This is a genomic window from Streptomyces sp. NBC_00104 (genome assembly GCF_045160825.1).
Taxonomy (GTDB): domain Bacteria; phylum Actinomycetota; class Actinomycetes; order Streptomycetales; family Streptomycetaceae; genus Streptomyces.
Window position 1 is genome coordinate 133,598 of the sequence record NZ_CP108215.1, and the last position, 14,664, is coordinate 148,261.

Sequence of the window (14,664 nt, forward strand, 5' to 3'; positions counted from 1 at the left end):
GCCTTGCCACCGACCAGCCGGCGCAGGGCCCCCGCCCGCGCCGCACGCAGGAGTCCGCCCCCGGCCCGCGCCCCGGCACACACCCAGCGGCACCACGCCAACCCCGCCCCGCCCCGCCCCCGCCCGGCCCCGCCCGCGAAACCCCGGCACGCCACCGAGGACACCCACGCCCCGGACACCGGCAGACACCGCCCGCAGGCCCCGCCCCGCCCCCGCCCGGCCATCACACCAACGGGGTACGGCCCGTCCCCCCACCGGCCCGGCACCCGCCACACGCCGCCCCGGACCGCCCTGGCCCCGCCGAAGAGACCCGGACCGCGCGGCCGCCCGGCCCCACCGCCGGGACCCGGACGCGGGGCGGACCGCTCCGCTTACGGGCCGCCGCGCCGCCCCCCACCTGCCGCGCCGCGCCCGCCCTCCCGCCGCACGCGGCCCAAGCCCGCACACCGGCCCCCGGTGCCGCCCCCGCACACCGGACGGCACCCGCCACGCCAGACCCCTTCCGCGACAGACCGAAGGAGATCCCGCCCCCGCTCCCGGCCCGGCAGCCGGCCGCACGCTCCGCCGTACCGCGCAGCCGCTCCCCCTCACCGCCAACTCCCCGGCGGCCGGCAGCCATCACGCCCCCCGCACCAGCCCGGCCCGCCCCCCGCACCAGCACCGCCGGCCGGCCCCGCCGCCCGGACAGCCGGGCCGCCGCACAGCACGAACAGCACGAACAGCACCACGGCAACGGCCGCCAGTCCCCTCCCACCGGCCCCACCGCACTCCACCCGCAGCACCGGGGCCGCTCCACCACGCCCGTCCATGGATCCCTCCCGCCGGCCATGCTCCACCGCCGCCCTGGAGAAAACCCTTGGTTCCGCTTGAGCCCCGCCCGGCCCGCCGCGCCCGCACCCTCACCCCGCCCAAGTGCGCGGCAACCGCCGCCCGCACCCCCCGGACACACCCCACCGCACACCCCCCCGTTCCGGATTAGCGGAGTCCCGGCTACCGCTAGAAACAAAACCGGTTGGTATGTATGTTGGGGCGCCCAGAGGGCCCCAAGGCCCCCGCCAGGGGGCCGGACGGCCCACCTCCCACAGTCGTGTTCAAGGGGGATCAATGACCGCGAGCACATTCCAGGTCGAACACCCAACGCTCCGCACAGCACCGCCGAAAGCCCTCACCGGGGCCTCCAGCCTCCCCGGCGCCTTCGACCACCTCGCCCTCACCACCACCGTCCCCAAAGAGTTCGTCCACCGCGCAGCGGTCGCGGAAGTCCTGCTCACCGGCTGGGAACGCACCGACGACACCCGCTTCACCGTCAGAGCCCAATGGCCCCGCGCCCACAGCTTCTTCACCGCCGTCGAAGGCCGCCACGACCCGCTCATCGCAGCCGAAACAATCCGCCAGGTCGGCTCACTCCTGGCCCACGCAGAATTCGGCGTCCCCCTCGGCCACCACTTCCTGATGTGGGAACTCAACATCGCCGTACACCCCGAACAGCTCCACATCGGCGCCGCCCCCGCCTCCCTGGAACTCGACATCACCTGCCCCGACATCAAACGCCGCGGCCGCACCCTGGCAGCCCTGCGCTACGAAGCAGTGATCCGACGCGACGGACAACCCCTCGCCACCGGCAGCGCCTCCTACTCCTGCGCCTCCCCCACCGTCTACCAGCGCCTCCGCACCCCCCACACACCCCCCACCACACACCCCCGCCTCCCCCTCACCGCCCCCGTCGCACCACAAACCGTCGGACGCACATCCCCCACCGACGTCGTCCTCACCCCCCTCACCACACCCCACCACTGGCAACTACGCCTCGACACCCGCCACCCCGTCCTCTTCGACCACCCCGTCGACCACGTGCCCGGCATGGTCCTGATCGAAGCCGCCCGCCAGGCCACCGCAACCGTCCTGCCCCACCCCCTCCTCCCCCTCTCCCTCACCAGCACCTTCCACCGCTACGCCGAACTCCACACCCCCTGCATCATCAAAGCCACCCCCACCCCCAACCCCGGCCCCAACCCCGGCCCCCACACACCCGTCCAGATCACCGGCCACCAAAACGGCCAACCCGTCTTCCACTGCACCGTAACCCCCACCCCCCACTGACCAGCACAAACCACCCCACCCCACCCCACAGACACCAACCAACACACCAGGCACCCACACCACCACCCCACACCCAACAACCCACCCCCCCCCACAGACACACCCCCAGCACCCCAGCACCCCAGCACCCCAGCACCCGAGCCGGTCTCCCCCTCCAGCCCGCACCCAGCCCCCAGCCCCAACTGCCGGAAGCCGGACCCAACACCCCCACAGACACACCCCCAAGGCAGACCCGACACCCCCGGCACCCCCACCCCCCGCTGCCGGAAGCCGGACCCAACACCCCTCAGGGCAGGCCCAACACCCCCGGGACGGGAACCCAACACCCCCCAGGCACAGGTCAGGCACCCCGGGAGAACCCCCGCCACCGAAAAACCAAGCCCGCCGGACCCCCGGGAGCCCCCCACACCCGCGGGCGCAGGTCAGGCACCCCGGGGGAACCCCCGCCACCCAAGCCCGCCAAGACCACACACACCGGGAGCAGGCCCGACACCCCCCAACACCCCCGCGGGCAGAACCCCACACCCCCGCAGGCACACACCCCCAAAGACACGGCAACAAAACAACAGCGCCAGCCAGGAACAAACCAGCCACTACGACAGCCCCAAACCCCACCACCACACACACCACACACGAGCCAGCCCGAGCCAGCCCGAGCCAGCCCGACCCAGCCCGACCCAGCCCGACCCAGGCCAGGGCAGCCCGAGGCAGGCCGAGGCAGGCCGAGGCAGGCCGAGGCAGGCCAGGGCAGCCCGGAGCAGACCGGCGCGGCGGACATCACCCACACGAACCGGCCGCACCCCCACCCCCGGACAACCCACCACACCACCCGGGAAAGCACACCCCCACCACCCCACCACCCCACACCCCAGCACCCCGGCACCCCGGCACCCCGGCACCCCAACACCCCGGCACCCCAGCACCCCAGCACCCCAGCACCCCAGCACCCCAGCCGGTCTCCCCCTCCAGCCCGCACCCACCCCCGGCACCCGCACCCCGGCCCCCCGCTCACCGCACCCGGCACAGCGGACCACCCCACCCCCCACCCCACCCCCGCTGTAATATACGTACTAGGCGGTTTCTTTACCGGAGCCCGTCAGCCACGACACACACGGGGAGACCGCATGGCAAAACAGGACCGGGCCATCCGCACACACCGAACCATCCTCCTCGCCGCAGCCAAAGTATTCGAAGAACGCGGCTACCAAGCCGCCACCATCTCCGAAATCCTCAACTGCGCCGGAGTCACCAAAGGAGCCCTCTACTTCCACTTCCGATCCAAAGAAGAACTCGCCCTCGGCGTCCTCGACGCCCAGGACAACCACTTCCACATCCCCCGCAGACCCTGCAGAACACAAGAACTCGTCGACATCGTCATGCTCCACGCCCACCGCCTCCAGACCGACCCCATGGTCCGCGCCAGCGTCCGCCTCGCCATGGACCAAATGGCCACCACCCTCGACCGCACCGGCCCCTTCCAACGCTGGAGCCAACTCATCCAGGAAATCCTCGAAAACGCCCAAACCCAAGGCGAACTCCTCCCCCACATCCACCCCCCCACCACCTCCGACGTCATCGTCGGCTCCTTCGCCGGCATCCAATCCATGTCCCAAGCCTTCACCGACTACAACGACCTCACCACCCGAGCCACCCACCTCCTACGCCACCTCCTCCCCACCATCACCCAACCCCCCATCATCACCAACCTCCACCTCACCCCCACCCGCGGCGCCCACGTCCACCAAGAAACCCAACAACCCCAAAACCAACCCACAACCACAACCACAACCAGCTAGCCAAACCACAGCCCGCTGAACCCCAAACACCCCGCCCGCGCACTTCAAGGACACACCGGCACACCCTCACCCAGCGGACCCCACGGCGCCGGCGCCCACTGGCCGGTTGCACCCACAACTCCCCCGCCACCGACCACCAAGAGGGCCCCAACATGAAAAGACTGGCCGGCAAAACAGCCCTGGTCACAGGAGCCAGCCGCGGAATCGGCCGGGGCATCGCACGCAAACTGGCCCAGGAAGGAGCCCTCACCGCAGTCCACTACGGCACCAACGAACAAGCCGCCCAGGAAACCCTCCGCCTCATCACCCAAGAAGGCGGCCACGCCTTCCCCATACGCGCCGAACTAGGCACCCCCAACGACATCAACACTCTCTACACCCAACTCCAAAACGGCCTCACTCAACACGGGAAAAAAAACCAACTCGACATCCTCGTCAACAACGCGGCAGCCAGCGGATCCGCCCGCATCCACGAAGTCACGCCCGAACTCTTCGACCACCTCTTCACCATCAACACCAAATCACTCCTCTTCCTCGTCCAACGAACCCTCCCCCACATCCCCAACGGCGGCCGCATCATCAACATCTCCTCCGCAGCGACCCGCATCGCCTACCCCGAATCCATCGTCTACTCCATGACCAAAGGCGCCCTCAACACCTTCACTCTCGCCCTCGCTAAAGAACTCGCCCCCCGCGCCATAACCGTCAACACCATCAACCCCGGATATATAGAAACCGACATGAACAAACGCAAACGCACCACACCTGCAGCCACCACTCACCTCGCCAACCAGTCCGCCTTCAACCGCCTCGGCCAACCCACCGACATCGCCGACATCACCGCCTTCCTCGCCTCCGACCAATCCCGCTGGATCACCGGCCAACACCTCGACGCCAGCGGCGGCACCCACCTTTAACGCCAGGGGGTGCGCTCGCTGTTTCTTGTGTCGCGTCTGGGCTCGGACGCCGACACCCTCGAAGCCGCCCGGCAGGCGGGAGTGGAGCACATCGTGCTGGTGTCGTCCATCACCGTCCAGACCCACCCGCACCTCGGCCCCGCCGACGAGAACCTTGCGGTGGAGCAACTGCTCAAGGAAACCGGCATGGCCTGGACGATCCTGCGGCCGACGCAGTTCGCGTCGAACGCCCTGATGTGGGCTGCGTCCATCCGTGGCCGCGAGACCGTCCGCGCGCCGTACGCCGAGACCGCGCTGCCGACCATCCACCCCGCGGACATCGCATCGGTGGCACGGATGGCACTGACCGAGCCCGGCCACCACGGACGCACGTATGCCTTGACCGGGCCAGAGCCGATAACCGCCCGACAGCAGGTCGAGGCCATCGCGGCAGTACTGGGTCGGGAGGTTCCCTTCGCCGAGATCAGCCGTCGGCAGGCCCACGCGCAGATGGTCGCGGTCTTCGGGGTCAAGGCCGCGGACGCGGTGCTCGACGTCACTGGTGGAGACGTGAACCCCGAGCTGCTGATGGTGCGCGACACGGTTTCTCAGGTCACCGGAACGCCAGCTCGCCCGTTCCGGCAGTGGGCTTCGGAGAACGCCGACGCCTTCCGTTGAATCGCCAGGGCCTGAGCACGTTCATCCGTACCCAGGTGCGCATTTTCAGGAGTACGCCGACACCCGTTCCCAAACCGTGGACCTCATGGCCTCGAACGCGTGGAATGGCCCGGCGGAACGGGTCATGTGGCCCCGTTCAATGATCTTCGAGGTCCCTCGTGAACGAGTCGATCGGCGCCAGGAGGTGGCCGTCGTAGCGTGCTTGTCGCCGCGTTGGGCGAGCCGTCACACGACTGATCACGAGCTGCCCAGTCTCGTGACCGGGTCGCCGATCCGTACCGTGCCGGGTTCGAGGACGTCCAGATATACCCCGACGCACGACAGCCGGCCCAGGTCGAAGACCGGTATGCGGTGCTCGCGGGCGACGGCACGCATGATGCCGGGGTCGGCTGGCAACTCTTCCTGAGCGAGCGTGGGGATCACGCACCGGGGTGTGGGCACCACGACCCGGAAGAGAGCCTCGCCGATGCGCAGATGGGAATGTATCCAGGCATCCTCGGGGAATCCTGGCCCGTCGTGCGGGTCGACGACCAGGTTGGGGCGGAAGCGGCGCGGGTCGAAGTCCCCCGTGGGGTACGTGGCGCGCAGCCGTGCCAGGGCAGCTGTGGTGACGAGGTGGACTGTGCCGTAGTCGAAGAAGGTCCCCGGTGCGACCTGGCCGGAGGTGATGGCCGCGCCGGTAGCGTCGGTGGTTGCTGTGCTCCGGAGGGCGTCTGGGACACCACCCTCGTATTCGGGCACTGCCCGTTCGAGCACGCCGCCGTGCTCCCGTGGGGTGTCCGACAAGGAAACGTGGCGACCCAGCAGCTTGGACAGCCGCGCGTCCAGGTCAGGGTCTCCGGCCGACTGGACGATTCCGTCCGGCAGCTCGACCATGACCGTGTCGGTGCCGTTCAGCGTGGCGCGGCAGCGGAGCAGCGGGCCCCACTTGCGGGGGTGCTTGGCGCTGCCGACCGTGCCCGAATCGTCGAGAACGGCGGACACCCGGTCTCCGCGCAGCCCGCGTTCGGTGACCGCCACGCTTGTCAGAGCCTCGCCGAGCATGGACTTCACCGGGTACCGGCGTAACGCCGTCACGGTTCCCATGGATCAATCATGGGCGCTGTCACACCGCCCCGCGTGCGTTTCAGACCAGGGTGATCGCGACTCTGCCGGCGACCGTACGGCACGTGCGCGCGATGGCTGGTGTCCGCAGAGGTCGTGTGCGGGTGACCCCGTGTGGCGATGAGCAGGCGTGTCATTACGGACCACTTCGCGACGCAGGCAGCCGGAGATGTTGCGTTCCGAGATCATCGACGTGATGCGCACCACTCTCCGGGTGCTTGGGGTCGGGCATGCGCGATCATGATCTGAATGGAGTCTCGTTTTCTTGGTATCGCTGATCTGGTGGAAACCCCGTCGGTCGCGGTCGTGGTCGACGTCATGCGTGCTTTCACCGTGGCTGCCTGGGCCTTTGCTCAGGGGGCGGAAAAGATCGTTCTAGCTGAGTCGCTGGACGACGCCCGGGCCCTCAAGGCTCGCCACCCGGACTGGGTGGCGCTCAAGGACGGGCCGCCCGCGCCCGGGTTCGACATGGTCAACTCGCCGGGCCTGCTGCGCTCTGTTGACCTCGGCGGACGGACCGTTGTGCAGAAGACGACGGCAGGGACGGTCGGCGCCCTTGCGGTCAAGGAGGCGCCGCTGGTGCTGTGCGCCAGTTTCGTGGTGGCGGAGGCAACGGCGCAGCTCTTGCGGACGCGCAAGAGCGACAGTGTCACGTTCGTGGTCACTGGCGACGATGGGCAGGCCGATGAAGATATGGCGTGTGCTCAGTACATCGCTCGGAGGGCCACCGGGTCTGGGACGGATGCTGCCGGGTTTCTCCGCCGCGCTGCAGAGTCGCGCGCTGCCGCCGAACTGACGGAGGGGGTGCGCCAAGGCGTCCATCCTGATGACGTTGCGCTCTGTCTTGAGGTGGACCGGTTCCCCTTTGCCATGGTGGCGACCTTGGAAGGCTCGCTCATGGTCCTGCGTCCACGAGCGATGCCTTCGCTGACTGACGAGGACCCGGTCCGATAGCTGGTGAGGTCCACTTTCAACCTGCGCGAGCGAGCACCTGGTCGGGCTTGCGGCAGGAACTGCATGTCCCGATGGCTGTGGTTCGGAGCGGCGGCAGGCGGCTGAACCGGGTTGTTGCGGCGGCGACTTCGCCGAGCCGGTCCGCGCTGCCGTGGGCAAGTGTCTGCGCCAAGTGGGCGTACAGGCGCAGCCGTACGCCGCGCTGTCCCGGGCCCCCCGGTCGTACGGTCGCCGGCGGCGATCGCCCACTGGTCGGCGACAACGGCCTGGAGGGCGCCCGCGGTCGCGTCGGCGGCGGCCGCGATGTCCACGACCACGAGGCCGGCCGTGCCACACGTACTTCCTGGAGCGGCTCCCTACCCAGGACGACGGGCGGAGGCAGCGAGTTCACCCGGCGTTGTGTCCTCACCCCACCGGGTACACCCCTGCTTCGGGTTGCCGACGGTGGTGAACGGGCCTGCGGCACAAGCGCGACGGCGGTCCGCCGCAACGGGTGGGCGCGGGAGCGGTCGGCCAGGCATGCCGAGGCGCGACCTGCCGTGGTCGGGGTCATGGGGTGTCCCATCACCGTGGTCGGGCTGTTGGTCGGGGCGACGATTCAGGGGGTGTCACCGGAATAGTAGAAGCGGCAGCTCACCCCCGGGCCCGGTGTACGCGGATCGCCGGGGCGTGGGTCGTAGAGCGCCCGCCCGCCGGGAAACTTCCCCAGTTCGGTGGGCAGGGCGACGCCGTCGTCGACCTCCTCTGGCCGCCAGCCCGTGATGTCCAGCAGCAGGCCGTCCAGCGGCCCGCCTGTGAGCGTGGCGTAGGTCTGCCACGGGCGTGGGCCCGGGTCGGGGTCGTCGTGGTCGTGGCCGTAGACCCGGCCGCGCAGCAGCTGTTCGTCGCCGTTCATGGCGTCCAGCCTTCCAGCCGCCACTGACATTGATACGCGTAAGCGGTTCCGATGATCGTGGCTCTGCCACTGACTGACTGACTGACGCGGCGCGGGCTGGTGGGGTAACGGCGGCCTGGCCGCGCGGCAGGGCCAGTGGGAAACTCGGCGGTCGGCATGATCAGCGACTTCGGGGCCATGAGTATCCGCTCGGCGAGGTCCGACGCGACCATCACCCGGCCTACCCCCGTCACCGGTACGCGACGCCCTCGAAACCGAGCTTGTTCCTCGACGCTCAGGCTTCGGGGTCGAGCAGGCTGACCATCGCGGCCGTCGCGAGGAAGCCGGTGGGCGGACAACGGCGCGCAGGCTCTTGGCCGTTGGGCGCGGCAAGTGAGATCGTCCGGAGGTGACCGACGCTGCTGGGGAAACGATTTCCGCACGACCGGACGACCGGGGTGCGTCCGGCCTGCGCTTCGCGGTGGAACTCGTCGCCTGGGTGGCGACCCCCTGGGCGCTGGCCGGCCACTCATGGCTGCTTGCCGCCCTGTCCGTGGTGTTCTTGATCGGCCTTCCCACGTGCCTGTCCACTCCGGGTGACAAGGCACATGTGATCATCCCAGTTCCGGGCTGGGTCACGATCCTTCTGGTGCTTCTCCAGCTTGCCTCGGCCGTGGCTTCCTCGTGGCTGGCCTGGCCCGCGTGGGCGGCGTGTCTGGTGACCCTGTTGGCCGCCGCCACCCTCGTCACGGAGCGCCGACGCTGGCGATGGCTGGCCTCCGGCGAACCAACTCGTCGGCTGAGGCGCTCGTCCACCGACTGAGGCACTCAGGCCGCCGTCTGCGCGCCCGCGTCGGTATGACTTACCAGCCATCTCATGGGGCTGGTGAGGACGCCCGTATCTGCCGAGACGCCCCAGCCCGGCCCACCGGAGTCATGGCGTGTGAGCAGCCAGGGTTCACGTGTCGGAGTGTCGTCAAGGCTCCGCGTCAGGACGGGGCGAGGACGCAGAACGCGTGGCCCTCCGGGTCGGCCAGGCACGTCCACGGGACGTCGCCCTGGCCCACGGCGGCAGGCGTCGCACCGCAAGACCGCAGGCGCGCGACCGGCTCCGCCTGATCGGCCACAGAGGTGGTGGCGAGATCGAGGTGCAAGGGGTTCCTTGTCGTCTTGAGTTCCGGGACGGCAACGACATCGACGCAGACAGTGGCAGGGTCCAGCCAGTCGAAGCCGACGGGTTCAACGGCGATCACGCCGGGTTCCTCGTCGATGGCACACCAGCCGAGCGCCTCCTCCTTCCCCGGCACCGGCCGACCGCCGGGGCATCGAGAGCCTCTATGTGCACCAGAACAGGTTGCAGTGCCCTGCCTGCGATCCTCTGCGCCCGCTCTGCAATGACCTTCGCAAGCACCGTCGCCAGACTGAGATCAGCTCGCTCACCAGCCGCGGTGCTCTGCTCGCCAACCAAAGAGTCGGTGTGTGAAGGCGGATGACGCGTGCGGGCCCTGTGCGCTGGTCGTTGTGCAAGAGGCCCCACTGCGGTCCGGAACGAGGCCTGCGATGGCCTGGTAGGCGGCGGGCAGCCGGTCTCGGCGGTGGTCCAGCGGGTCGGTTGCCGCAAGCGTTTGTGTCGACGAGGGCGTGTTCGGCGGTTGCGTGCTCAGTGTGAACCGCCGGATGCCCGGCCCGTGTTCAGCCGGGCATCCGGCCGTTGGCGACGGCGACGTTTACGGTACGGAGACGGTCGGCACCGTCTGCACCCTGCCCCGGGGACGCGGCGAAGACCAGCTCGGGCTCTCCGGTGCGTCCGTGGGGGCACTCGGCTGTCTCCAGGCCCGGTGGGAAGGCCCCGGAACGCGGGCCCACACGCCCCTAGAGGTCGCGTCGCACGAGGAACGCCGCCAGCGCCCGTAGCTCGTCGCCGACCGTGCCCCGCACCGAGACGTCCGCCAGTGCGACCTGCGCCGCCGAGATGTGCCCCCGTGCCTCGTCCAGCGCCGCCGCCCGGCCGCCCGCCGCCGCGACGAGTACGGCCGCCTCCTGTGGGTCCGCTCCCGACTGCAGCAGCGCGGCCAGACGCCGCGCCTCAGGGGATGGAGAGTCGAGCGCAGCCAGCACGGGGAAGGTCTTCTTGCGCTCCCGAAGATCGCCGTGAACGGGTTTGCCGGTGACCTCGGGGTCGCCCCAGATGCCCAGCAGGTCGTCGACGATCTGGAAGGCCAGCCCGAGACGGCGGCCGGCCCGGTCGAGAGCGGCGACCGCGGACGGCGGGCCGCCGCCGAGCAGGGCGCCGAGCGCGGCCGCGCAGCCCAGCAGCGCGCCTGTCTTGCGCTCGGCCATCGTCCGGTACTCCGCCGGTCGCACACGCCCCGGCCCCGTCCAGGGGCGTGCGGCGAACAGCAGGTCGTCCGCCTGCCCGCGCACCAGATCGCCCAGCGCCGCCGACAGCATCCGCAACGCGGACGCACCCCCCTCGGTGGCGGCGAGCGTCTCTACGGCCAGCGCGAACAGGGCGTCGCCCGCGAGAACCGCGGGCCCGGTGCCGTATGCCTTCCAGACCGCGGGGCGACGGCGCCGGGCCTGGTCGCCGTCCATGATGTCGTCGTGGAGCAGTGAGAAGGCGTGCACCAGTTCCACCGCGACCGCCGCGGGTACCCCGGCCCGGCCAGGGGCACCCACCGCCTCGGCCCCGAGCACGGCCAGTGCCTGCCGCACCCCCTTGCCACCGGATGAGGCAGCGGGAGCGCCGCCCACCTCACACCAGCCGAAGGAGTACGAGGCCATCTCACTCACCCAGGGATGCATCCGCCCGACCGCCTCCAGCAGCGCGGGCCGCACCATCTCACGGCAGCGTTCCAGGACGAGGGGGACCTCGACCGGAGCCTGCAGCGCCGAGGAGATCGGCGTCACCGTGCGACCTCCGCCGGGACGCCGCGATCCTCCTGGGCGGCCCGCGCACCGAGTTCGCCCCGGGCCCGCACACCGAATTCGTCCTGCGCCCGCACACCGAGTTCGTCCTGCGCCCGCCCCACCATCTCCCTGGCGTGCCGTAGCCCGATCCGTTCCAACTCTCGTGCCAGATCGGCCAGGTCGGCAGCCGTCTCGGCGCGGTCGCGGCCCAGGCGGGCGAGTGACTTGGCCAGCCCCAGCCGGGCCAGCGCCTGCCCACGTGGCTCGCTCATCTCGCGGAACTCCGTCAGTGCACGCTCGTACGTGTCGCGCGCCTCGGCGTAACGCCCGGCCCGGTAAAGGACGTTGCCCCGCATCTTGTGGTTGTAGGCCAGCGCGCTGGAGAGCCGCATCGCCCGGCAGGTGGCCTCCGCCTCCGACAGCAGGGCGAGTGCCCGCTCGACGTCCCCGTCCCGCGCCGAGACGATGTCGGCAAGCCCGCGCAGCGCCCAGGCGTGGCCGCGCCGATCGTCGGCGCCCGCGGCTATTCCGGCCGCCTCCTCGAACATCGCGTACGCGCTGTCGTACGCCCCCCGCTGGCGGTGGATCTGCGCGATGCCCTCCAGCGCCCACACCGTGTGCCGGGCCTCACCGCGCCGCCGGGCCTCGGCCAGCAACTGCTCGTGCAGCCGGGCGACGGCCTCGTAGTCGCCCTGGATCCTGCCCGTCTCAGCCAGCCCTGCGAGGGAGTAGCCGCGCACGACGACATCACCTCCCTGTTCACCCAGCCCGGCCGCGAGTCCGAGCAGGCGCCGGGCCAGCGCGAACGAGCCCCGTTGCCGGGCAAGAGTGCCGCCGCTCCACAGCGCCCAGGCCATCGCCCCCTTGTCTCCCACCACCCGGGCCGCCCGGTAACTCGCCTTCCACGCCCGGTCGGCCTCCCCGATCTGTCCCAGCCGCCGGTGCGCCTCGGCCACCGCGAGCCCGGAGCGCGCCGCCTCGCCGTGTTCCCCGGCGCGCTCGGCCTCTCTCAACTGCCGCGTGCCGGCCGCCAGTACCTCTGGAAGAGAGGAGTTCACGGACAGGGTGGTCAGGGCGCCCTGGTATTCGGGGGCGAACGCCTTGCCGTACATGGTTGCCTTTCGGTCCGTACGCATGCCGTCTATACACGCGATCTATACATAGCGTGTATACATGATGTGTATAGAGCGTCGGAAATGAACGCTTGCCCGGGGGCCTCGGCATCATCTGTTGCCGATCAAGACGTCATGTGCACCAAGGTGGTTGCCCCTGAGGCGCAGATCACCTCACGAGGGGCCGAGAGGGCCGCCTTCCCCACTGGTCAGCCCTTCATGTCCTGCTTGATCATTGCCAGTTGGGCCATGGCTTCGCAGTGGTGGGGTGCTCGGAGGGGCCACCTCCTCGATGGAGGCTTGGCCGGCGACGGCGTCCCGCACGCTCGCGGCCGCGATCCAGCACCGCCAGGAGCAGGCCGGCTGCGGTGGTGCTCCGTGAGTCGATGACGCACGACCAGGCTCGGCCTCCCGGCTTCCCTGCCAGCAGACTTGGCGGAAAGTGCAGCTGACGAGGTGTCAGCGCCCGCTTATGCGGCACGCCGGTTGCAGATACCCGTGGTGGAGGCCGACGCGACGTTCATGGCCGAGGCGTAGCCCTTGAACCGCCGGGTCGGGCGAGGGGGCCCTCGACCGCCCACCGGGTCTCGATGACGTCCGATGCCACGCCCTTCGGACGCCGTTTTGCCGGACCGGCAACAGGAGTGGCAGACCGGAACGCGGTGGGCGACGGTGGGCCCGTGACCGACAACATCGCAGCAGGATCGCCCGCGTCCGACATCCCGTCGCCTGCCGACGGATACGTCGGAGACCCCGCAGTTCGGGCGGAGTGGGACAACCGGTACGCCGACCGACCACAGTTGTGGAGCGGCCGGCCCAATGGTGCGCTCGTGGCCGAGATCGACGGGCTCATACCCGGGCGGGTGCTCGACGTCGGCTGCGGCGAAGGCGCGGACGCCGTCTGGCTCGCGCGCGGCGGCTGGGACGTGACCGCGATCGAGGTCTCCGGCGTGGCGCTGGAGCGGGCGGCCGGACACGCGCGGGACGCCGGCGTCGCCGTTCACTGGGTACACGCCGCACTCACCGAGGCGACGCTCCCGCCGGCCTCCTTCGACCTGGTCTCCGCGCAGTACCCGGCCTTGCTGCGCACCCCCGACGCCGCCGCCGAGCGAGCGCTGCTCGCGGCCGTCGCGCCCGGCGGCGTGCTGCTGCTCGTCCACCACGCGGGGATGGACACCCAGCAGGCGCACGACAACGGCTTCGACCCGGCTGACTACGTCTGGCCCTCGATGGTCGCCGATCTCCTCGACGACGACTGGGAGGTAGAGGTGGACGAGCAACGGCCGCGCGTGGCACCAGAGGGTGGTGCCGGCGCGCACCATGCCGACGACCTGGTGCTGCGGGTGCGCCGACTGCGCTGAGACCCTCGGCTCGCGGCGGGACCGGTCGTCGCCGCGGCTGCCCGCTGGGTGGAGTGAGACAACTCGCCGTGCGGCCCGGGGCTGCTTCGACCGGGGCGCAGGTGTGCGAGGCGGTCACACACCCTTGCCGACCCTCGGTGTCTGCGGGCATCAGCCGCGGGTCGGCGTCGGAAGGCCGTGCCGGGCCGGCCGCCGTATCGTCGGGGCGTCAGAAGCCTGTCGGCGAGCCGACGAAGTGAGGCTGATGCCATGAGCGTGCTTCAGATCGCACTGCAGGAAGGTTTCCAGGGCGAGCACGTCGTGGTCGCCGTGGACGGAACCGTCGTCCTGGACGATGCCTCGGTGCACACCAGACGGCAGATCGGCCTGGCCCGCTCCCTCGAGGTTCCGGTGCGGGACGGCGGGGTCACGGTGGAGGTCTCGGTCCGGGGAGGGCCACGCGAGAGCGTGGAGATCGACACCACCGTCAGCAAGGCGGTCCTGGTCGACCTCGACGCCGACAACGCCCTCATCGTCCGCGCGAGCGGAGACCTCCCCGGTTACGTGTGACCGGGGAGCGTTACGTGTGGACGGGGAGGTCTGCCGGGCGAGGCGCTCCACGGACGGGCTCGATCGGGCGTGGTCGAATTGCGATCCGGGGTGGCCGGGCTTCCACTTGAAGGGGTCCGGCCTTCCGACGGCGGGTGTGTGCGCTCAGCGGCGCAACCGGACGGGGCACACGCTCCGGCCCGGTTCGGCAGCCGTCCGCATCGCGCTCAGGCGTGCCCACCGTTGCAGCTCCCTGCCCTGACGCGGCACGCCATGTCGGCACGCCAGACGCCCGCAGACCGCGCGTCAACGCGTCCCGAAGCGGCCGGACACCCACCCCTTCCGCTGCAC

Annotated in this window: 13 protein-coding genes and 1 pseudogene; 8 read left to right on the forward strand and 6 right to left on the reverse strand. The window is 70.4% G+C overall.

Annotated features, from left to right (window positions below):
• Nucleotides 1–1,104: 1,104 nt before the first annotated feature.
• From OG272_RS00430 to OG272_RS00445, 4 genes are all read left to right on the forward strand, one after another.
• Nucleotides 1,105–2,100, forward strand: coding sequence for a ScbA/BarX family gamma-butyrolactone biosynthesis protein (locus tag OG272_RS00430; protein ID WP_327726238.1), 996 nt, complete (start codon nucleotides 1,105–1,107; stop codon nucleotides 2,098–2,100).
• A gap of 1,124 nt (nucleotides 2,101–3,224) precedes the next feature.
• A complete protein-coding gene (locus OG272_RS00435; protein ID WP_326573111.1) occupies nucleotides 3,225–3,896 on the forward strand; it encodes a ScbR family autoregulator-binding transcription factor in 672 nt (223 codons plus the stop codon).
• A gap of 152 nt (nucleotides 3,897–4,048) precedes the next feature.
• Complete coding sequence (locus OG272_RS00440) at nucleotides 4,049–4,813, forward strand: SDR family oxidoreductase (RefSeq protein WP_326573113.1); 765 nt, start codon at nucleotides 4,049–4,051, stop codon at nucleotides 4,811–4,813.
• Between the two features lie 9 nt (nucleotides 4,814–4,822).
• On the forward strand, nucleotides 4,823–5,470 hold the full coding sequence (locus tag OG272_RS00445; RefSeq protein ID WP_405892113.1) for an NAD(P)H-binding protein: 648 nt from the start codon (nucleotides 4,823–4,825) through the stop codon (nucleotides 5,468–5,470).
• Between the two features lie 237 nt (nucleotides 5,471–5,707).
• Here the strand turns inward: OG272_RS00445 and OG272_RS00450 are convergent, their stop codons facing one another.
• Nucleotides 5,708–6,556: an MOSC domain-containing protein gene (locus OG272_RS00450; protein ID WP_405892114.1), complete on the reverse strand. Its 849-nt coding sequence runs from the start codon at nucleotides 6,554–6,556 to the stop codon at nucleotides 5,708–5,710.
• 267 nt (nucleotides 6,557–6,823) lie between these two features.
• On the opposite strand from OG272_RS00450, the gene OG272_RS00455 reads away from it, so the two are divergent.
• Entirely contained in the window at nucleotides 6,824–7,528 is a 705-nt protein-coding gene (locus OG272_RS00455; RefSeq protein WP_405892116.1) for a 2-phosphosulfolactate phosphatase, read from the forward strand.
• 260 nt (nucleotides 7,529–7,788) lie between these two features.
• On the opposite strand, the pseudogene OG272_RS00460 reads toward OG272_RS00455, so the two are convergent.
• Nucleotides 7,789–7,845, reverse strand: a pseudogene (locus OG272_RS00460) (hypothetical protein); the annotation flags it as partial.
• 281 nt (nucleotides 7,846–8,126) lie between these two features.
• On the reverse strand, nucleotides 8,127–8,423 hold the full coding sequence (locus OG272_RS00465) for a hypothetical protein (RefSeq protein WP_326573121.1): 297 nt from the start codon (nucleotides 8,421–8,423) through the stop codon (nucleotides 8,127–8,129).
• A gap of 388 nt (nucleotides 8,424–8,811) precedes the next feature.
• Here OG272_RS00465 and OG272_RS00470 point away from each other — a divergent pair, with 388 nt between their 5' ends.
• Nucleotides 8,812–9,225 (forward strand): hypothetical protein, encoded by a 414-nt coding sequence (locus tag OG272_RS00470; RefSeq protein ID WP_327732021.1) that lies wholly within the window; start codon nucleotides 8,812–8,814, stop codon nucleotides 9,223–9,225.
• 166 nt (nucleotides 9,226–9,391) lie between these two features.
• On the opposite strand, the gene OG272_RS00475 is transcribed toward OG272_RS00470, so the two are convergent.
• The 3 genes from OG272_RS00475 to OG272_RS00485 form a co-directional block, all read right to left on the reverse strand.
• Complete coding sequence (locus tag OG272_RS00475; protein WP_405892118.1) at nucleotides 9,392–9,655, reverse strand: VOC family protein; 264 nt, start codon at nucleotides 9,653–9,655, stop codon at nucleotides 9,392–9,394.
• 619 nt (nucleotides 9,656–10,274) lie between these two features.
• Nucleotides 10,275–11,312, reverse strand: a complete 1,038-nt coding sequence (locus OG272_RS00480; RefSeq protein ID WP_405892119.1) for a polyprenyl synthetase family protein — start codon at nucleotides 11,310–11,312, stop codon at nucleotides 10,275–10,277.
• On the reverse strand, nucleotides 11,309–12,424 hold the full coding sequence (locus tag OG272_RS00485) for a tetratricopeptide repeat protein (protein ID WP_405895967.1): 1,116 nt from the start codon (nucleotides 12,422–12,424) through the stop codon (nucleotides 11,309–11,311). Before OG272_RS00485 ends, OG272_RS00480 begins: the two co-directional genes overlap by 4 nt.
• 680 nt (nucleotides 12,425–13,104) lie before the next feature.
• Between OG272_RS00485 and OG272_RS00490 the strand changes: the two genes are divergently transcribed.
• Nucleotides 13,105–13,785 (forward strand): class I SAM-dependent methyltransferase, encoded by a 681-nt coding sequence (locus OG272_RS00490; RefSeq protein WP_405892121.1) that lies wholly within the window; start codon nucleotides 13,105–13,107, stop codon nucleotides 13,783–13,785.
• 249 nt (nucleotides 13,786–14,034) lie between these two features.
• A complete protein-coding gene (locus tag OG272_RS00495) occupies nucleotides 14,035–14,334 on the forward strand; it encodes a hypothetical protein (RefSeq protein WP_326573132.1) in 300 nt (99 codons plus the stop codon).
• The last annotated feature ends 330 nt before the right edge of the window (nucleotides 14,335–14,664 follow it).